General features: G+C 69.9%; 17 protein-coding genes, 1 tRNA gene and 2 pseudogenes. 4 read left to right on the top strand and 16 right to left on the bottom strand.

Features of this window, described 5'->3' with window-relative positions; translation table 11 throughout:
• Positions 1-12: 12 nt before the first annotated feature.
• Both L2X99_RS04250 and L2X99_RS18490 read left to right on the top strand, forming a co-directional pair.
• Positions 13-825, top strand: a complete 813-nt coding sequence (locus L2X99_RS04250; RefSeq protein ID WP_236135674.1) for an alpha/beta fold hydrolase — start codon at positions 13-15, stop codon at positions 823-825.
• On the top strand, positions 822-932 hold the full coding sequence (locus L2X99_RS18490; RefSeq protein WP_442923497.1) for an alpha/beta fold hydrolase: 111 nt from the start codon (positions 822-824) through the stop codon (positions 930-932). The genes L2X99_RS04250 and L2X99_RS18490 overlap by 4 nt, the downstream gene beginning before the upstream one ends.
• A gap of 304 nt (positions 933-1,236) precedes the next feature.
• On the opposite strand, the gene L2X99_RS04245 is transcribed toward L2X99_RS18490, so the two are convergent.
• The 11 genes from L2X99_RS04245 to rplU all read right to left on the bottom strand — a co-directional run bounded on the left by L2X99_RS04245 (position 1,237) and on the right by rplU (position 8,904).
• Positions 1,237-1,312, bottom strand: a tRNA-Ala gene (locus tag L2X99_RS04245).
• A gap of 94 nt (positions 1,313-1,406) precedes the next feature.
• Positions 1,407-2,096, bottom strand: a complete 690-nt coding sequence (locus L2X99_RS04240; protein WP_236124933.1) for an SDR family oxidoreductase — start codon at positions 2,094-2,096, stop codon at positions 1,407-1,409.
• Between the two features lie 2 nt (positions 2,097-2,098).
• Positions 2,099-2,476 carry a ribosome silencing factor gene (gene rsfS, locus L2X99_RS04235; RefSeq protein ID WP_236124934.1) on the bottom strand — a complete coding sequence of 126 codons (378 nt, stop codon included), beginning with the start codon at positions 2,474-2,476 and terminating at the stop codon, positions 2,099-2,101.
• The gene (locus L2X99_RS04230; protein ID WP_236135673.1) at positions 2,476-3,576 is read right to left on the bottom strand and encodes a hypothetical protein; all 1,101 of its coding nucleotides are present in this window, start codon (positions 3,574-3,576) and stop codon (positions 2,476-2,478) included. The genes rsfS and L2X99_RS04230 overlap by 1 nt, the downstream gene beginning before the upstream one ends.
• Positions 3,573-4,175, bottom strand: coding sequence for a nicotinate-nucleotide adenylyltransferase (nadD, locus tag L2X99_RS04225; protein ID WP_236124937.1), 603 nt, complete (start codon positions 4,173-4,175; stop codon positions 3,573-3,575). The genes L2X99_RS04230 and nadD overlap by 4 nt, the downstream gene beginning before the upstream one ends.
• A gap of 13 nt (positions 4,176-4,188) precedes the next feature.
• A complete protein-coding gene (locus L2X99_RS04220; RefSeq protein ID WP_236124938.1) occupies positions 4,189-4,413 on the bottom strand; it encodes a hypothetical protein in 225 nt (74 codons plus the stop codon).
• Positions 4,414-4,474: 61 nt separating this feature from the next.
• On the bottom strand, positions 4,475-5,740 hold the full coding sequence (locus tag L2X99_RS04215) for a glutamate-5-semialdehyde dehydrogenase (protein ID WP_236124939.1): 1,266 nt from the start codon (positions 5,738-5,740) through the stop codon (positions 4,475-4,477).
• A gap of 158 nt (positions 5,741-5,898) precedes the next feature.
• On the bottom strand, positions 5,899-6,690 hold the full coding sequence (gene proB, locus L2X99_RS04210; protein WP_236124940.1) for a glutamate 5-kinase: 792 nt from the start codon (positions 6,688-6,690) through the stop codon (positions 5,899-5,901).
• Positions 6,687-8,204, bottom strand: a complete 1,518-nt coding sequence (gene obgE, locus L2X99_RS04205; RefSeq protein WP_236135672.1) for a GTPase ObgE — start codon at positions 8,202-8,204, stop codon at positions 6,687-6,689. Before obgE ends, proB begins: the two co-directional genes overlap by 4 nt.
• Before the next feature lie 113 nt (positions 8,205-8,317).
• Positions 8,318-8,575: a 50S ribosomal protein L27 gene (rpmA, locus tag L2X99_RS04200; protein WP_236124942.1), complete on the bottom strand. Its 258-nt coding sequence runs from the start codon at positions 8,573-8,575 to the stop codon at positions 8,318-8,320.
• Between the two features lie 20 nt (positions 8,576-8,595).
• Positions 8,596-8,904 (bottom strand): 50S ribosomal protein L21, encoded by a 309-nt coding sequence (gene rplU / locus L2X99_RS04195; RefSeq protein WP_067200357.1) that lies wholly within the window; start codon positions 8,902-8,904, stop codon positions 8,596-8,598.
• A gap of 261 nt (positions 8,905-9,165) precedes the next feature.
• Between rplU and L2X99_RS04190 the strand changes: the two genes are divergently transcribed.
• A complete protein-coding gene (locus L2X99_RS04190) occupies positions 9,166-9,432 on the top strand; it encodes a DUF4031 domain-containing protein (protein ID WP_236135671.1) in 267 nt (88 codons plus the stop codon).
• Here the strand turns inward: L2X99_RS04190 and L2X99_RS04185 are convergent.
• A pseudogene (locus L2X99_RS04185) lies at positions 9,397-11,800 on the bottom strand (Rne/Rng family ribonuclease). The gene L2X99_RS04190 and the pseudogene L2X99_RS04185 sit on opposite strands and share 36 nt — an antisense overlap.
• Before the next feature lie 238 nt (positions 11,801-12,038).
• On the opposite strand from L2X99_RS04185, the gene L2X99_RS04180 reads away from it, so the two are divergent.
• Positions 12,039-12,647, top strand: a complete 609-nt coding sequence (locus L2X99_RS04180) for a vitamin K epoxide reductase family protein (RefSeq protein WP_236124944.1) — start codon at positions 12,039-12,041, stop codon at positions 12,645-12,647.
• 58 nt (positions 12,648-12,705) lie between these two features.
• On the opposite strand, the gene ndk is transcribed toward L2X99_RS04180, so the two are convergent.
• From ndk to ileS, 4 genes and pseudogenes are all read right to left on the bottom strand, one after another.
• Positions 12,706-13,122 (bottom strand): nucleoside-diphosphate kinase, encoded by a 417-nt coding sequence (gene ndk, locus L2X99_RS04175; RefSeq protein ID WP_236124945.1) that lies wholly within the window; start codon positions 13,120-13,122, stop codon positions 12,706-12,708.
• A gap of 1 nt (position 13,123) precedes the next feature.
• Complete coding sequence (locus L2X99_RS04170) at positions 13,124-13,519, bottom strand: DUF4233 domain-containing protein (RefSeq protein ID WP_236135670.1); 396 nt, start codon at positions 13,517-13,519, stop codon at positions 13,124-13,126.
• A complete protein-coding gene (locus tag L2X99_RS04165; RefSeq protein WP_236135669.1) occupies positions 13,516-14,868 on the bottom strand; it encodes a bifunctional folylpolyglutamate synthase/dihydrofolate synthase in 1,353 nt (450 codons plus the stop codon). The genes L2X99_RS04170 and L2X99_RS04165 overlap by 4 nt, the downstream gene beginning before the upstream one ends.
• Positions 14,865-18,259, bottom strand: a pseudogene (gene ileS / locus L2X99_RS04160) (isoleucine--tRNA ligase). The gene L2X99_RS04165 and the pseudogene ileS overlap by 4 nt, the downstream one beginning before the upstream one ends.
• Between the last annotated feature and the right edge of the window lie 30 nt (positions 18,260-18,289).

Genomic DNA, 18,289 nt, shown 5'->3' with positions numbered 1-18,289 from the left:
GAGGTGACGACAATGAGCGCGACTGACCGGCCTCAGACGCTCGATCCCGGTGAGGGACTGACCGAGAGCAGCGTGCGACTCGCCGACGGGCGCCGCATCCGCACGGTCGTCGCGGGCGGCGGCACCGGCCCGCTGGTGGCCTTCGAGGCGGGGATGACGGCATCTGCCTGGGAATGGCTCGTCGTGCAGCGGGCCGTCAGTGCCCACGCCCGCACGCTGGCGTACGACCGCTCCGGCTACGCCGGCAGCGACGACGACCCGCAGCCGCGCACGCTCGAGCGGATGGCCGACGACCTCGGCGGCGTGCTGGACGCCGTGGGCGAGACCTGCCCCGTGATCCTCGTCGCGCACAGCTGGGGCGCTCCCATCGTGCGCGCGTTCGCGCATCATCACCCCGCCCGCGTCGCCGGGGTCGTGCTCGTCGACGGGTCGCTCGCGGCGATCACCGCCGTGCGCAAGCAGGTCGTGCTGGGCGGCATCTCCTTCCGCATCACCGCCCTGCTGGCGCGGCTGGGCGTGCGCAGGGCCCTCGTCCGCTTGGTGCTGCCGCGCGGCTTCGCTCCCGAGTACCTCCCCGACGACATCGCCGTCACCGTGCGCGACTATGTCTCGCCCCGCGCGATGCGCACCGGCCTGCGCGAGATGGAGGAGGTGCTCGCCGTGCGGCCCGCGCTCGAAGTCTGGGAGCGGGAAGGGCTGCCCGATGTCCCCGTCGTCGCGCTGCAGGGCGGCCGCATCGAGAACGGCGAGGCGCCGCGCGCGTTCCGCGAGGAGTTCAACCGGGAGGCCGAGCGGGTGCTCGCAGGCAACCCCGCGGACGGGTGAAGGTCGTGCCGGACGCCGGGCACCTGATTCCCCAGGAACAGCCCGCCGCCGTCGTCGCAGCGATCCTCGACGTTCTTGCGCAGGTGAAGGCGGTCGGTACGGACTGAGCGTCACGGGAACGGGTCGACGTGCTTCCGGGCTCGCCCGAGGCCGACTTCATCTCGCAGCTCGAGGAGAGGCTTGCCCGCCCGATACGCCCGGCCGCGCTTCTCCCCGGGGCCGGACGGCCTACGCCGCCGATCTGGGGCGCTCAGCGGCCGGCACAAGCGCTCAAGCCGGGTCCGCGCCAGACAGGGTCGAAACCAAGAGAGACCGCCCACACGGACGGTCTCTTGGCGCCAGATCTATCGGAACTTACTGAAGCAGTCCTCACCGGCATCTACGATGACCGTGATTCGAGTAAGACTCTTATGGTGGACCTGAGGGGACTCGAACCCCTGACCCCCTGCATGCCATGCAGGTGCGCTACCAGCTGCGCCACAGGCCCAGAATCGCCGTGGATCTCTCCGCGGCAACCCGTTCAGCTTACAACACGATTCCGGACGCACGCGAATCGGAGGGGCATCCCGGGAGTTTCGCGCTCACCCGCCCGGGCGCACCGTGAGGTCGGTGATCTCGGCGTCGCGCGGAAGATCGAGAGCGGTGAGGATCGCCGACACCACGGACTCCGGATCGATGAACCGCTCCGGTCGGTACTCCTGCCCCTCCTGCTGGTGCACCCGTTCCTGCATGGGTGTGGCCGTGCGGCCGGGGAAGACCGATGTGACGCGCACGCCGTGCGTGCGCTCCTCCTCGCGGAGCGCGTCGGCGAGGGCCTTCAGCCCGTGCTTCGAGGCCGCGTACGCCGACCAGCCGGCGTGCGCGTGCAGGCCGGCGCCCGAGTTGACGAACACGATCTGTCCCCGCGAGACGCGCAGCACCGGCAGCAGCAGCCTGGTGAGCTCAGCCGGTCCTGTGAGGTTCACGGCGAGCTGCTGCTCCCACAGCGCCACGGGCAGATCGCCGACGGGACCCAGGTCGACGACGCCCGCGGCATGCACGACCCCGTCTATCCGCTCCGGGACCGTCTGCTTCGAGAGCGCCCACGAGAGCCTCTCGGGCTGGGCGAGGTCGCCGACGAGCATCGATGCGCCGGGGAACTCCGCGGCGATCTGACGTGCCCTGCCGGCATCCCGCGCCAGCAGCACGAGCTCGTCACCGCGCTGCTGAAGCCGGTGCGCGAGCGTGGCACCGATCCCCGATCCCGCGCCGGTGACGAGGTGGACGGCCATCGTCAGGCGCGTTCGATCGGCTCGGCCGCCGCGATCGGAACCGTCGGGCAGTCCTTCCAGAGGCGCTCCAGGCCGTAGTACGTGCGCTCCTCGGAGTGGAACACGTGCACGATGAGGTCGCCGAAGTCCAGCAGCACCCAGCGCGCCTCGGCGCGGCCCTCCCGGCGCACGCGCCGGTGCCCCGCCTCGAGCAGGCGGTCCTCGACCTCATCGGCGATGGCGGCGACGTTGCGCTCGCTGTTACCGGTGACGAGCAGGAAGATGTCGACCAGCGGCAGCGGTTCGGAGACGTCGAGGGCGACCAGATCCTCTCCGCCCTTGTCGATCGCGGCCTGCGCGGCGACCTGCAGCATCTGCACCGAGTTCTCGAATGCCTGCATCAGCCGAACACGTTCGTGCTGAAGGCGATGATCAGCGCGGCACCCAGCAGGAGCGCGAGACCACCGGCGACGATCGCCAGAGTCATCATGAGGCGGTTGCCCTTCTCGGGAGCCGGAGGACGGATGACCTCGCCGGCGGGCTTGGAGGTGCTCACCGCGGAGCTCGCGGCGATCGGGGTGGGCGACGAGGTTGCCGGCAGCTCGCCGTCGATGAGCACGGCGTCCACCTCTTTGCCGTCAGCGGCACCTACGGCGTGGCCCTGCGATCCGATGCCGCGAGGAAGCTCATAGGAGCCGGTCACGAGCACCTCACCCGTCGAGGCGACCGGACCCGACAGCGAGGCCTCGGTCGGGCCCTGGGTGAAGATCAGCGCGCTCGGCGCGGAGTGCTGGGAACCGGCGGAGTCGCCGACGATGTCGTCGAACGTTCCGGAGAACGCCGGGATGCTGGAGGGCTGCTCCGTGACCGAGCGTCCGAAGTCGGGGTTGACCTGGGTGCGGGAGGTCTCCGCGGGAGCCGCCTGGTGACCGGGCGCCTGCGGCACCTCATCGACAGGAGCGGGCTCCTCCTCGGGAGCGGATTCCTCGGCAGCGGCAGGCTGTGCGGGCGCCGCGGTCTCGAAGATCGCGGCGAGGGCGTCCTGGCCGGTCCGCCGGGGCGTGGCAGGCTCGGGGGCGCTGGTCGTCTCGGCCACCGGGAAGTCGGGCAGTTCGGACACCATCTCGGGGTGCGGCTCCCTGGTCGGGGCCACCGGGGCTGCGGCCGGCGCGCCACCGGCGCCGATCGTCGCCGGCACCTGCGCGGCGATCGGCTCGTTCAGCTGCACAGGGGCGATCACCGGGACGGATGCGGTCCGGATGCGCTCCTGCTCACGAGCCTGACGACGGGTCAGCGGAGTCGTGCCGAGGTCGACCGCTGCATCGGGCACGGGTGCCGGCGGGACCGGCGCCGGCTCCGCAGCGCGCGGGATGACGGGCGCGACAGGGGCCGCCGGTTCGGCGGCCGCCTCTTCGATGACCGGCGTCGAACCGGTCAGCCGGAGCTCCCGCATCTGCTTGCGCGTCAGCGGTGCCCCTCCGTTCTGATCCGATGTACTCATGCCCTGCTCCGATACAGATGATGCTTCGCGATGTATTGGACGACTCCGTCGGGAACGAGGTACCAGACGGGTTCGCCGGAGCGCACCCGTTCCCGGCAGTCCGTCGACGAGATCGACAGCGCCGGAACCTCGAGCTGGCTCACATCGTCACTCGGGAGTCCGTCCGTGCTCAGGACGTGCCCTGGGCGCGAGACGGCGACGAAATGAGCCAAGTCCCACAACTCATCATGGTCTCTCCAACTGAGAATTTGCGCTACGGCATCCGCACCTGTGATGAAGAACAGCTCAGCATCGGGCCTTTCGCGCTGAAGATCCTTCAGGGTGTCGATCGTGTACGTCGGTCCGTCGCGGTCGATGTCGGCGCGGCTGACGGTGAAATCAGGGTTGGAGGCCGTCGCGATCACCGTCATCAGGTACCGGTGCTCGCTCAGCGAGACATCCTTCTTCTGCCACGGCTGCCCTGTCGGCACGAAGACGACCTCGTCCAGATCGAACGAGTGGGCGACCTCGCTGGCCGCGACCAGGTGGCCATGATGAATCGGATCGAAGGTCCCGCCCATCACGCCGATGCGCGGAGCGCGTCGAGTGGATGTCTCCATGTGGAAGGTGGCCTCAGTGGCCGTGCCCCGCCTTGTGACCGTCCTTGCCGTGGCGCTGCGCATAGGCCTCGGCCTTGGCCGAGTGGCGGTTCGCGACGTTCTTGTACGAGAGCGTCACGAGAGCGAGCGCTGCGAACACCGCCGCGGCGATGATGCCGAAGATGACGGTCTCGGCGGCGATGTTGCCGTGGTGCTCCGTCTCTGCTGCTGCCATCGCGACCTGTGCGACGAGATTCATCGTGACTCCGTTTCTGACCGGGTTCCCCGCTTCGCGGAGAAAGACCACCCCAGTCTAGTGCTCAGGCGCGGATCTGACCCGCCCCTCGCGCGAGCCATTTCGTGCTGGTCAGCTCGGAGAGTCCCATCGGGCCCCTGGTGTGCAGTTTCTGAGTGGAGATGCCCACCTCCGCACCGAACCCGAACTCCGCACCGTCGGTGAACCGCGTGGACGCGTTGGCCATGACGACGGCGGAGTCGACCTCGGACAGGAACCGCTCGGCGTTGCGCACGTCGGTGGTGATGATCGACTCGGTGTGCCCGGTGCTGTAGCGCCGGATGTGCTCCAGCGCGTCGTCGAGATCGTCGACGACGCGCATCGACACGTCCAGGCTGAGATACTCGGTCGCCCAGTCCTCGTCCGTCGCCGGCACGATGTCCGCGGCAAGAGCTGCGGTCGCGGCATCGCCGTGCACCGTCACGCCCTGCGCCTGCAGCGCGCCGGCGACCACAGGGACCAGCCGCGCCGCCGCATCCCTCAGCACGAGCACGGTCTCCACCGCGTTGCACACGCTGGGGCGCTGCACCTTCGCATTCACCACGATGTCGCGCGCCCAGTCCTCGGGAGCCGTGCTGTCCAAGACGATGTGCACCACCCCGGCGCCGGTCTCGATCACCGGCACCGTCGATTCGGTGACGACCGTCTGGATGAGGCCGGCGCTGCCGCGCGGCACCAGCACGTCGACGAATCCCCGCCCGTGCATGAGCGCCTTCGCCCCGTCGCGTCCGAAGTCGTCGACGGTCTGGATCGCCTCGGGCGTCACGCCCTGCGCGAGCAGAGCGTCGCGCATGACCTGCACGAGCACCGTGTTCGAGCTGCGGGCCGCGCTGCCGCCGCGCAGCACGACGGCGTTGCCCGCGCGCAGGGCGAGCGCGGCGATGTCGACCGTGACGTTGGGCCGGGCCTCGTAGATCGCGCCGATGACCCCGAACGGGACCCGCACCTGTTCGAGGGCGACGCCGTTCGGCATCCGATGCCCGCCGACGACCCGGCCGATCGGGTCGGGCAGAGCCGCCACGTCGCGGACGGCGGATGCCAGGGAGGCGACACGCCTCTCGTCCAGTCGCAGCCGGTCGATGAGGGCGTCGCCGATGCCGTCGGCCGCGCCCCGGGCGATGTCCTCGCCGTTCGCGGCGATGATCCTCGGCGACTCGTCCTCGATCGCATCGGCGATCGCATGCAGGATGCGCGCCTTGTCGCCACTGGTGAGCCGGGCCACCTCGCGGGACGCGTCCTTCGCGCGCACCAGGCGGTCCTGAGCGGTGTCGGTGAGGGTGTCGGCACTCATGGGGTCAGCCTATCCGCGGGCGGACGCGCCGAAGGCGGTTGTGACGCCCCCGCTGGTCGTTGAGCGAGCGACGAAGGGGCGAGACGAAACGCTCTCACGTCGGCTGAAGGCGTTTCGTCTCGCTTCGCTCGCTCAACGACCGGGAGGAAGACGCTCTCTCAACGATCGGGAAGCGCGGGCTCGAACCAGGTGCCGATCTCGGCACCCTGCAGCGCCTGGGCGACGAGGTCTGCACTGGTCACCAGCACGCCGATGCCGGAAGCCGCCGCCATCCGCGCCGCGGACGCCTTGGTGGCGGCGCCGCCGGTGCCGACGCTGTTCACCACGGTCGCTCCGAATTCGAGGCCGGAGAGATCAGCGCCCGCGGCGATCACGTCGATCGGCTCCGCAGACGGGTCCGTGGGCGGCTTCGTGTAGAGCGACTCGATGTCGCTGAGCAGCACGAGCGCGTCTGCCTGCACCAGCTGGGCGACGAGCGCCGCGAGGCGGTCGTTGTCGCCGAACCGGATCTCCTGGGTCGCGACCGTGTCGTTCTCGTTGACGATCGGCAGCACGCGCAGGCCCAGCATCCGCTCCACGGCTCGCCGGGCGTTGCTGCGCGAGGTCGGATTGTCCAGGTCACCCGTGGTGAGCAGCACCTGCCCCGCGATGATCCCGAACGGACGCAGAGCCTCCTGATAGCGGTAGACCAGGACGTTCTGCCCGACGGCCGCCGCCGCCTGCTGGGTCGCCAGGTCTGTGGGCCGGGCGTCGAGCGAGAGGAACGGGATGCCGCTGGCGATCGCCCCCGACGAGACCAGCACGATCTCGGTGCCACGCGCGTGGGCCGCGGCCAGGGCGTCCACGAGCATCGGAATGCGCCAGGCCGCCTCACCGCTGATCGACGACGAGCCGACCTTCACGACAATGCGCTCGGCCGTGGCCAGTCCGTCGCGGGCGCGGACCGTCATTCGCCGTCGCTGCCGTGCTGAGCGGCGTTGTCCTTCAGCGCGATGCGCTCTGCCTCGAGCTCGGCGCGAGCCGCCGCCTTGGCATCCATCCGCTCGTGGTAGCGCTCGCGACGCTCACTCGTCGTGCGGCGGGTGTTCGGGTCGAGGCGGGCGTCCAGACCGCGCGGCGTGGTGATCAGTTCGGCGGCCGAGGCGATCGAGGGCTCCCAGTCGAACACGACGCCGTCGCCCTCGCCGATGACGACCGTCGCGCCCGCGGTCGCCCCCGCCTTGAGCAGGGCGTCCTCGATGCCGAGGCGCTCCAGGCGGTCGGCGAGATAGCCGACGGCCTCTTCGTTCTGGAAATCGGTCTGCTGCACCCAGCGCCACGGCTTCTCGCCGAGGATCCGGTACAGGTTGCCGTAGGTGCCGCCCTCGACACGCACCTGGAAGGCCGCCTCCGCGCCCTTCGGACGGATGACGATGCGCTCGGCGGGAACCTCGACGGCCAGCTCGGCTCGGTGCTTCTCGACGATGTCCGCGAGAGCGAACGTGAGCTGGCGCAGGCCCTCGTGCGAGACCGAGGAGATCTCGAACACGCGGAAGCCGCGCGCCTCGAGATCGGGGCGCACGAGGTCGGCGAGGTCACGGGCCTCGGGCACGTCGATCTTGTTGAGCGCCACCAGCTGCGGACGCTCCAGCAGCGGGACCTGTCCCTCCGGGACCTCGTAGGCGGCGAGTTCGGCCAGGATCACGTCGAGATCGCTGAGCGGATCGCGGCCCGGCTCCAAAGTCGCGCAGTCGAGCACGTGCAGCAGCGCCGAGCACCGCTCGACGTGCCGCAGGAAGTCCAGCCCGAGCCCGCGGCCCTCGCTGGCGCCCTCGATCAGCCCGGGCACGTCGGCGACCGTGAACCGGCTCTCGCCGGCCTGCACGACGCCGAGATTCGGATGCAGCGTGGTGAACGGGTAGTCGGCGATCTTCGGCCTGGCGGCGGAGATCGCGGCGATCAGGCTGGACTTCCCCGCCGAGGGGAAGCCCACGAGCGCCACGTCGGCCACCGTCTTCAGCTCGAGGACGACGTCGCCCTCGTAGCCGGGCGTGCCGAGCAGGGCGAAGCCGGGCGCCTTGCGCTTCGGCGAGGCGAGGGCCGCGTTGCCGAGGCCTCCGCGTCCGCCTTCGGCGACGACGTAGCGCTCCCCCGGAACGATCATGTCGTGCAGTACGTCGCCGGACGGGTCCTTCACGACCGTTCCGACCGGGACCGGCAGTTCGAGGTGCTCCCCCGCCGCGCCGGAGCGCATGTCGCCCATGCCGAAGCCGCCGTTGCCACCGTGTCGATGCGGCGAGTGGTGGTACGACAGCAGAGTCGTGGTCTGCGGGTCGGCGACCAGCACGACGTCGCCGCCGTCTCCGCCGTTCGCGCCGTCGGGCCCGGCGAGCGGCTTGAACTTTTCGCGGCGCACCGACACGCAGCCGTTGCCGCCCTTGCCGCCGCGCACATGCAGCGTCACGGTGTCGACGAACGTGACCATGTCGGTCCTCCCTCTGAGTTCAGTGGCCCGTCTGCGGGCGGATACGCGGACGGGGCGAGCCGAAGCCCGCCCCGTCCGGAGGCCACCCGATCGGTGGCTGAGCCTGTCGAAGCCTACTCGGCGGCGGCGACGATGTTGACGACCTTGCGGCCGCCCTTCGCACCGAACTCCACCGAACCGGCGGCGAGGGCGAACAGCGTGTCATCCCCGCCACGGCCGACGTTGACGCCGGGGTGGAAGTGCGTGCCGCGCTGGCGGACGATGATCTCGCCGGCGCCTACGGCCTGGCCGCCGAAGCGCTTCACGCCGAGTCGCTGTGCATTGGAGTCACGACCGTTGCGGGTCGAGCTCGCACCCTTCTTGTGTGCCATTTCTCAGCTCCTCTTGGTGCTTACTTGATGCCGGTGATCTTGACGCGCGTGAGCTCCTGACGGTGCCCCTGGCGCTTCTTGTAGCCGGTCTTGTTCTTGTACTTCTGGATGACGATCTTCGGGCCGCGCAGGTTGCCGATGACCTCGGCGGTCACCTTGACCTTCGCCAGCTTGTCGGCGTCGGTGGTCACCGTTGCGCCATCGACGAGCAGCACAGCCGGCAGCTCGATCTTCTCGCCCTGGGCAGCCTGAACACGGTCGAGCTGAACGATCGTGCCGACCTCGACCTTCTCCTGCCGCCCACCGGCGCGCACAACTGCGTAAACCACTTCGTACCTGTTTCGTCAGGGAGCCCTGGGGCTCCGGAATCTCTCACGGGAAGACTGTTGCCTGCGATCGTCGCCCTGGCGACGGATGCGGATGCAGGACTTGTCCCCGTCATCCCGTGGGGACGACCGGGCTCGCGCACCAAGGGACTACTTTACCGGATGCCGCACCCTGTCGCAAAGCGAGCCGGAGGTGTGTCCGCAGGCCGGGCTCAGGAACCGGCCCGCCGAGGCCCCGCCCCGCATCCGCCTTAGGATCGCGTCATGGCTGTACTCGTCGACGATCCGCTCTGGCCCGCGCACGGACGACTGTGGGCGCACCTGGCCAGCGACAGCAGTCTCGACGAACTGCACGCCTTCGCGCTCGCGCAGGGCGTGCCGGCGCGAGCGTTCGACCGCGATCACTACGACGTCCCCGAAGACCTCGTACCGAAGCTCATCGCCGCCGGTGCGGAGCACGTGGGCGGCAAGGAGCTCGTCACGAGGCTGATCGCGTCAGGACTGCGCATCCCCGCCCGCGACCGGCGCTGACGCGTCGGCGACGGGCTCGGGGCGCACGACGGGCGTGCCCGAGAGCGCCGCGGTCGTCACGCGACGACGGTTGCGGCCCTGGCCGGGAGCCTTCGGCTCGGGAAGGGCATCGAGCACCGAGTCGAGCAGCTGCTCGGTCTCGGTCTTCGGCCCCTTGCGCTCTGAGGAGCGCTTCTTGCGCTTCTTGCGCTCCGGAGCCTGCTCGGGCGCCTGCTCCGCCGCCTGCTCGGGCTCGACGTGCACTCCCTCGACGCTGGGGACGATCGTCGATGCGGCGATCTGCGCGAGGGCCGACTTCGCCCCCTCGGTGATGCTGTGCGTGCCGCCGTTGGCGGCAGCGGCGGCCTGAGCAGGCTGGCTGTTGGCACTGCTTCCGCCGCCGTTGCCGCCTCCGCCGCTGCCACCTCGCGAGCGACGCCCCTGACCGCCGGACGAGCCGCCGGTGGAGCGGTGCTTCACGACCGGATCGTGGTGCACGATGACGCCGCGGCCCGCGCAGATCTCGCACGGCTCGCTGAACGTCTCCAGCAGTCCGAGGCCGAGCTTCTTGCGGGTCATCTGAACGAGGCCGAGCGACGTGACCTCGGCGACCTGGTGCTTCGTGCGGTCGCGGCTCAGGCACTCCACCAGGCGGCGCAGCACGAGGTCGCGGTTGGACTCGAGCACCATGTCGATGAAGTCGACGACGATGATGCCGCCGATGTCGCGCAGCCGCAGCTGGCGGACGATCTCCTCGGCCGCCTCGAGGTTGTTCTTGGTGACGGTCTCCTCGAGGTTGCCGCCGGAGCCGACGAACTTGCCGGTGTTGACGTCGACGACCGTCATGGCCTCGGTGCGGTCGATCACCAGCGAACCGCCGGAGGGCAGCCAGACCTTGCGGTCCAGCGCCTTCTCGATCTGCTCGGTGATGCGGAACGCGTCGAACGGGTCGGTCTCGTCCTCGTACGACTCGACGCGCTCGAGCAGGTCCGGGGCGACGCTCTCGAGGTAGGCGCGGATGGTGCGCTGCGCGTCCTCGCCCTGGATGAGCATCTTCGTGAAGTCCTCGTTGAAGACGTCGCGGACGATCTTGACCAGGAGGTCGGGTTCCGCGTGCAGCAGCGACGGGGCCGACTGCGACTCGACGAGCTTCTGGATGTGCTCCCACTGCGACGTCAGGCGCTGCACGTCGCGGGTGAGCTGCTCCTCGGTGGCGCCCTCGGCCGCGGTGCGGACGATCACGCCTGACGACTCCGGCAGCACCTCCTTGAGGATGCGCTTCAGGCGCGCGCGCTCGTTGTCGGGCAGCTTGCGGGAGATGCCGTTCATCGAGCCGTTCGGCACGTACACGAGGTAGCGGCCGGGCAGCGAGATCTGGCTCGTCAGACGGGCGCCCTTGTGGCCCACCGGATCCTTGGTGACCTGCACCAGCACGCGGTCGCCCGGCTTGAGGGCGAGCTCGATGCGACGCGGCTGGTTGCCGGTCTCGACGCCGTCCCAGTCCACCTCGCCGGAGTACAGCACGGCGTTGCGGCCGCGCCCGATGTCGACGAAGGCGGCCTCCATGCTGGGCAGCACGTTCTGCACGCGGCCCAGGTAGACGTTGCCGATCAGCGACGCGTCCTGGTTGCGGGCGACATAGTGCTCGACGAGCACGCCGTCCTCGAGGACGCCGATCTGGGTGCGGCCGTTCTTCGAGCGGACGACCATCTTGCGGTCGACGGACTCGCGGCGGGCCAGGAACTCGGCCTCCGTGACCACCGGACGACGGCGACCGGCGTCACGGCCGTCGCGGCGGCGCTGCTTCTTCGCCTCGAGGCGGGTCGACCCCTTGATCGCCTTCGGCTCGGTGATGTACTCGACGACGCGCTGACGCTGGCGGGGCTCAGAACGCTCCTCGTCGCCCTCACCACGACGGCGGCGCCCGGCGGCGGCCACCGGCCTCGCCGTCCTGCTCGTCGTCGCGACGGGCGGGCAGCGGCACGATCTCGGGTGCGTAGAAGTGCAGCTGCGTCGACACCTTCGACACGAACACCTCGGGCAGGAGCCCCAGGGTCACCGCGGTGACGGGCTGCGGCTCGGACTTCTCCGGCTCGCCGGGCTCGGCGGCAGCACTCGACTCAGCCGCGGCAGCCGGCTCGGCGGCAGCACTCGACTCAGCCGCGGCAGCCGGCTCGGCGGCAACCGGCGCGGCGGCATCCTGTGTCTGCTCTGCCGCGATCTCGCGCTCAGGCTCGGATGCCCCGGCCTCGACAGGCGCGGCCTCCTCGGCCGCCGGCGGGGTCTCCCCTGCCGCGGCATCCGCCTCGACGACGGAGTCGGCCGCTACCGGCTGCTCCGGCAGGGCGTCGAGGATAGGGGTCTGGTTGTCATCGTTCTCATCGGCCATCTCTGGCGTACTCCCTGCGCGGGGCACTGCGTGCTCCGCGAAAACTCGTGCGGCACTGACTGCCGCGAACTCACAGACGGTCGGCGTGTGCGCGGACCGCGTGGGGCTCGGCCCCGAAGTCTCTTCGATGCGAGTGTTGCGCATCTGCATGCCATTATCGCACTTCGGCGCGCCGGCTGCGGCATCGGGCGCTTTCGCGCGTCAGATGATTGATACACACGGGTGCCATAATCCGACCATGGCCTCAGAACCCAGCCCCGCCGTCGTGCCCCGGACGCACCTCGCCCTCGCCCTCACGCTGATCATCGGAGGGGCGCTCGGACTCCTCGCCGCGTTCTCGCTGGAGATGGACCACATCCTGCTGCTGCAGAAGCCCGACTCCGCGCTCACCTGCAACATCAACAGCATCCTGAACTGCGGCAAGAACATCGATTCGCCGCAGGGCAGCACGTTCGGCTTCCCGAACCCGATCCTGGGCCTGATGATGTTCCCCGCCCCGATCGTCGTGGGCTTCGCGCTGCTGGCGAAGGCACGGTTCTCGGCCTGGTTCTGGTGGATCTTCAACGCCGGGATGCTGTTCGCCATCTCCTTCGTGTACTGGCTGGCCTTCCAGAGCATCTTCGTGATCGGCACCCTGTGCCCCTGGTGCGCGCTGGTCTACCTCGTCGTCATCCCGATGTTCCTCGGCACGACCGTGCGCAACCTGCGAGCCGGTCTCGCGGGGAAGGCGCTGCAGCGCTTCGGCGACGCGATCGTGGCATGGGTTCCGCTGATCTCGATCCTCGGCTACGTGATCATCTTCGGCGCGGCTCAGCTGCAGCTGAACATCCTGTCCACGCTGTTCTGACCCGCGGACACGAAGAAGGCGCCTCCCGATCGGGAGGCGCCTTCTGTTCGTCGGGGGTTCAGCCGAACCAGATGCCCAGCTCGCGGGCGGCCGACTCGGGGCTGTCCGAGCCGTGCACGAGGTTCTGCTGCACCGGCAGGCCCCAGTCACGCCCGAAGTCGCCGCGGATGGTGCCGGGTGCGGCGGTGGTCGGATCGGTGGTGCCGGCGAGCGAGCGGAAGCCCTCGATGACGCGGTTGCCGGCCAGGCGGATCGCCACGGACGGACCGGACATCATGAACTCGATCAGCGGCTCGTAGAAGGGCTTGCCCTCGTGCTCGGCGTAGTGCCCGGCGAGCAGGTCGCGGTCGGGCTCGACCAGACGGAGGTCGACGAGCGCGTAGCCCTTCGCCTCGATACGGGCGAGGATCGCACCGGTCAGACCGCGGGCGACGCCGTCGGGCTTGACCAGGACGAGGGTTTCTTCGGTAGCCATGTCATTCGCTCTCTGTCGGAGTTTCGGCTTCGGCTCGCGGCGCACGGGCGTCGATGCGGGCCCCCACGATCGTCGCATACGCCCACATGCCGCCGAAAATCAGCACGACGAACAGGATCGCGGGAACGAGGATCGCCGACAGCGCCACGATCGCCTGCAGTCCCCAGCCGGCGGCGATCGCCCAGGGACGGGTGATCATGCCGGCGAGGGCGAACATCAGCAGCGCGACGATGACGCCGCCGACGATCCCCCACCAGGACGGGATGCCCGCCGGCAGCACGTTCAGGCCGTAGATCGTGAGACCCGCGAGGAAGACCACGATCGCCTCGAAGCCGAGCACGATCGGTGCGAGCTTCTGGACGAGGGTCCGCTGGGGGCGTGCTCCGCGTGCACTCACGCGCTCCACCCCGACTTCCAGTCCTCCTCCTCGGAGAGCGCGATCGCCTCTCCCGCCAGCACGACCGAGCCGGCGATGATCACCGCACGGCGATCCGAGCTCGCGGCCCACTCGCGCGCCGCGTCAGCGGCCTCGGCCAGGGTCGGGTGCACGCTCGCGCGGCGTCCGCGCTCCTCGACGAGATCGGCGATCGCGTCGGCGTCGTTCGCGCGCGCCGAATCCGGCGCGGTCGCGAACACCTCGGCGACCGCGGGCAGCAGCACGTCGACGATGCCCGCCGCATCCTTGTCGGCGAGCACGCCGAGCACCAGGCCCCACTCGTCGAAGTCGAAGCTGTCCGACAGCGCCTGTGCGAGGGAGCGCGCACCGTGCGGATTGTGCGCGGCGTCGACCACCACGGTCGGTGCGATGCCGAGCAGCTGCAGGCGACCCGGCGAGGTCACGTTCTGCAGGGCGTCGGAGAGGATGTCGCCGGCGATGGGCTGCGTGGCATCGCCGATCAGCGACTCCACCGCGGCGATCGCGAGGGACGCGTTGTGCCCCTGGTGCGCGCCGTACAGCGGCAGGTACTCGTCCACGTACTGCCCGGCCAGGCCGCGCACGGTGAGCAGCTGCCCGCCCACGGCGAGCCGCTGGTCGGCCAGGCCGAAGTCCGCTCCGGCGAACGAGATCCGCGCGCCGCGCTCGGCGGCCACGCGGCGCAGCACGGCCTCGGCCTCCTCCGGCTGCTCAGCCGAGACCACCGAGGCACCGTCCTTGATGATCCCGGCCTTGACCTGGGCGATCTCCGCGATCGTGTCGCCGAGCCGGTCGGCATGGTCGATGTCGATCGGGGCGAACACCGCGACATCGCCGTCGGCGTTGTTGGTGGAGTCCCACTCCCCGCCCATGCCCACCTCGAGCACGAGCACGTCGACCGGAGCATCCGATGCGGCGACGAACGCGAGCACGGTGAGCAGCTCGAAGAACGTCAGCGGTGCGTCGTCGGCGGCCTCCAGCTCGGCGTCGACGATGCCGATGAACGGCTCGATCTCGTCCCAGGCGTCGGCGATCGCGGCATCCGCGATCGGCTCCCCGTCGATCATGATCCGCTCGGTGAAGCGCTCCAGGTGCGGGCTGGTGAACAGCCCGGTGCGCAGCCCGTGGGCGCGCAGCAGGCTCTCGATCATCCGCGCCGTCGATGTCTTGCCGTTCGTCCCGGTGATGTGCACGACGCGATAGGTGCGCTGCGGATCGTCCAGCAGCGTGAGGATGCGCGCGACGCGCTCCTTACGCGGCTGCACCCAGCGCTCACCCGCCCGCTCCAGGAGCTGCTCGTAGACCCGGTCGGCCCGCTGCCTGTCGCTCATGCCCCTTCTCCGATCCGGTTGACCGCGACCGTGAAGTCGGCGGTGTTGGCGTAGGTGCCCTTCGGCACGGTCGTCTCGAACTCCGACTCGCCGGGCAGGATCCCGAAGTCGGTGTACACGGCGCCGCCCGCACGGACCTCGAAGGCGAGTGCGAGAGTCTCCCCGCGACGTCCGCGGTCTCGAACGCGGATGCCACCGCCTCGCCCTCCTCGGCGGACGCGAAGTCCAGCACCAGGCTGATCCGGTCGCTGACGTCGAAGCCGGCCTTCTTGCGGGTGTCCTGCACGGCGCGGATCACGTCGCGGGCCAGGCCCTCGGCCTCGAGCTCGGGCGTGGTCGTGGTGTCCAGCAGCACGAAGCCGCCGGTCGGCACGACGGCGAGGGCCTCGCCCTCGGGGCGGCCGGTGGTCTCCAGCGCGAGGTCGTACTCGTGCGGCTCGAGCACGATGCCGTCGGCGGTCACGACGCCGCCGTCCTCGGTCCAGAAGCCGTCCTTGGCCGCGCGGATCACGCGCTGCACCTCCTTGCCGAGACGCGGGCCGGCGGCACGGGCATTGACGCTGAGGCGGTGGCTGATGCCGTACTCCGCCGGGGTGCCGTCGCCCTGCGCGACCAGCTCGACGCTCTTCACGTTCAGCTCCTCGCGCAGGATGTCCTCGAAGGGCGCCAGCGCGGCGGCATCCGGCGTGACGACCGTGAAGCGGGCCAGCGGCAGCCGCACGCGCAGCTTCTCCTTCTTGCGCAGCGCGTTGCCCACGCTGGAGAGCTCGCGGACGGCGTCCATGGCATCGCGGACGTCGTCGGCGTGCGGGAATGCCTCTGCGTCGGGCCAGTCGGTCAGGTGCACGCTGCGCCCGCCGGTGAGCCCCTGCCAGACCCGCTCGCTGATCAGCGGCACGAGCGGTGCCGCGACGCGGCAGAGCGTCTCGAGCACCGTGTAGAGCGTGTCGAAGCAGTCGACCTGGGCCCCTGAGCCTGTCGAAGGGTCCCAGAACCGGTCCCGCGAGCGACGGATGTACCAGTTCGTGAGCACCTCGGCGAAGTCGCGCAGGCGCGCGGCGGCCGTCGTGGAGTCCAGACCCTCGAGATCCTGCTTGACATCGCGGACCAGGTCGCCGGTGCGGGCCAGGATGTAGCGGTCCAGCACGTCGGTGGAGTCGGTGCGCCAGGTGGCCTCATACCCGTCGGCCGCAGCCCCCGCTGAGCTTGTCGAAGCGTTCGCGTAGGTCGCGAAGAAGTACCACGAGTTCCACAGCGGCAGGATGAACTCCCGCACGCCGGCGCGGATGCCCTCCTCGGTGACCGAGAGGTTGCCGCCGCGCAGCACCGAGCTCGACATCAGGAACCAGCGCATCGCGTCGGACCCGTCGCGGTCGAACACCTCGGACACGTCCGGGTAGTTGCGCAGCGACTTCGACATCTTGTAGCCGTCCGAGCCGAGCACGATGCCGTGGCAGCTCACGCCGGTGAACGCGGGGCGGTCGAACAGCGCGGTGGAGAGCACGTGCATCACGTAGAACCAGCCGCGGGTCTGCCCGATGTACTCCACGATGAAGTCCGCCGGCGCGTGCGAGTCGAACCACTCCTGGTTCTCGAACGGGTAGTGCACCTGCGCGTACGGCATCGACCCGGAGTCGAACCACACGTCGAAGACATCCTCGATTCGGCGCATCGTGCTCTTGCCGGTCGGGTCGTCGGGGTTCGGGCGGGTGAGGTCGTCGATGTACGGGCGGTGCAGGTCGATCTCGCCGCTCCCGTTGCGCGGCAGTGTGCCGAAGTCGCGCTCCAGCGCCTCGAGCGAGCCGTAGGAGTCGACGCGCGGGTACTCGGGGTCGTCGCTCTTCCAGATCGGGATCGGCGAGCCCCAGTAGCGATTGCGGCTGATCGACCAGTCGCGCGCGCCCTCGAGCCACTTGCCGAACTGACCGTGCTTCACGTTCTCGGGCACCCAGGTGATCTGCTCGTTGTTCGCGAGCATCCGGTCCTTGAGATCGGTGACCCGGATGAACCAGCTCGAGACGGCCTTGTAGATCAGGGGGTTCCTGCAGCGCCAGCAGTGCGGGTACGAGTGCACGTAGCTCTGCTCGCGCAGCATCCGGCCCTCGGCACGGAGCAGACGGATGAGCGGCGTGTTGGCGTCCATCCACAGCTCGCCGGCGACATCCGTCACCTGCGGCAGGAACCGGCCGCCGTCGTCGAGCGACAGGATGGTCGGGATGCCGGCGGCGCCGGTGACACGCTGGTCGTCCTCACCGTAGGCGGGTGCCTGGTGCACGATTCCGGTGCCGTCGGTGGTGGTCACGTAGTCGTCGACGAGGATGCGCCAGGCGTTCTGCGTGCCCCAGGTCTCGGCGTCGGCGTAGTAGTCGAACAGGCGGTCGTAGTGGACGTCCGCCAGGTCGGCGCCGCGAACGGTCTGCTGCACCGCGGCGAGCGCGTCGTCGGCCGACTCGTACCCGAGGTCCTTGGCGTAGCCGCCGAGCAGATCGCGGGCGAGCAGGTAGCGGTGCGCTGCTGCCTCGACGGGGTCGTCCCCGTTGTGCACGTCGGCGGCGCCTGCAGGGCCCGCGGGAAGCACGACGTACTCGATCTCGGGTCCCACGACGAGGGCGAGGTTGGTGGGCAGCGTCCACGGCGTGGTGGTCCAGGCGAGGGCGCGGACGGCGGTCAGACCGAGCGATTCGGCCTTCACGCCGGTCAGCGGGAAGGTGACGGTGACGGATGGGTCCTGACGGTCCTTGTAGACGTCGTCGTCCATGCGCAGCTCGTGGTTCGACAGCGGGGTCTCGTCGCGCCAGCAGTACGGCAGCACGCGATAGCCCTCATAGGCGAGGCCCTTGTCGTAGAGCTGGTCGAACGCCCAGAGCACGCTCTCCATGTAGCTCAGGTCGAGGGTCTTGTAGCCGCGCTCGAAGTCCACCCAGCGCGCCTGGCGCGTGACGTAGTCCTCCCAGTCGCGCGTGTAGGTGAGCACCGAGTCCTTGGCCTTGGCGTTGAAGACGCCGACGCCCATGTCCTCGATCTCGCTCTTCTCGGTGAGACCGAGCTGCTTCATCGCCTCGAGCTCGGCGGGCAGACCGTGGGTGTCCCAGCCGAACACGCGGTCGACCTTCTTGCCGAGCATGGTCTGGAAGCGCGGGAAGAGGTCCTTCGCGTACCCGGTCAGCAGGTGCCCGTAGTGCGGCAGGCCGTTGGCGAACGGCGGGCCGTCGTAGAACACCCACTCGTCGGCGCCCTCGCGCTGCGCGATGGAGGCGCGGAAGGTGTCGTCGGCCTTCCAGAACTCGAGCACCTCGCGCTCGATCTCGGGGAAGCGCGGGCTCGGGGTCACCGGGCCCTGAGCCTGTCGAAGGGCGGCGGGGCCGAAGGAGGAGGTGCGCGGGTAGGTCATGTCGTCTCGCAGTGATCGTGTCGGATGCTG

This window comes from Microbacterium sp. KUDC0406, assembly GCF_021582875.1.
GTDB lineage: Bacteria > Actinomycetota > Actinomycetes > Actinomycetales > Microbacteriaceae > Microbacterium.
The sequence above is the reverse complement of the archived record's forward strand: the minus strand, read 5'-3'. Positions and strand labels throughout refer to the sequence as shown.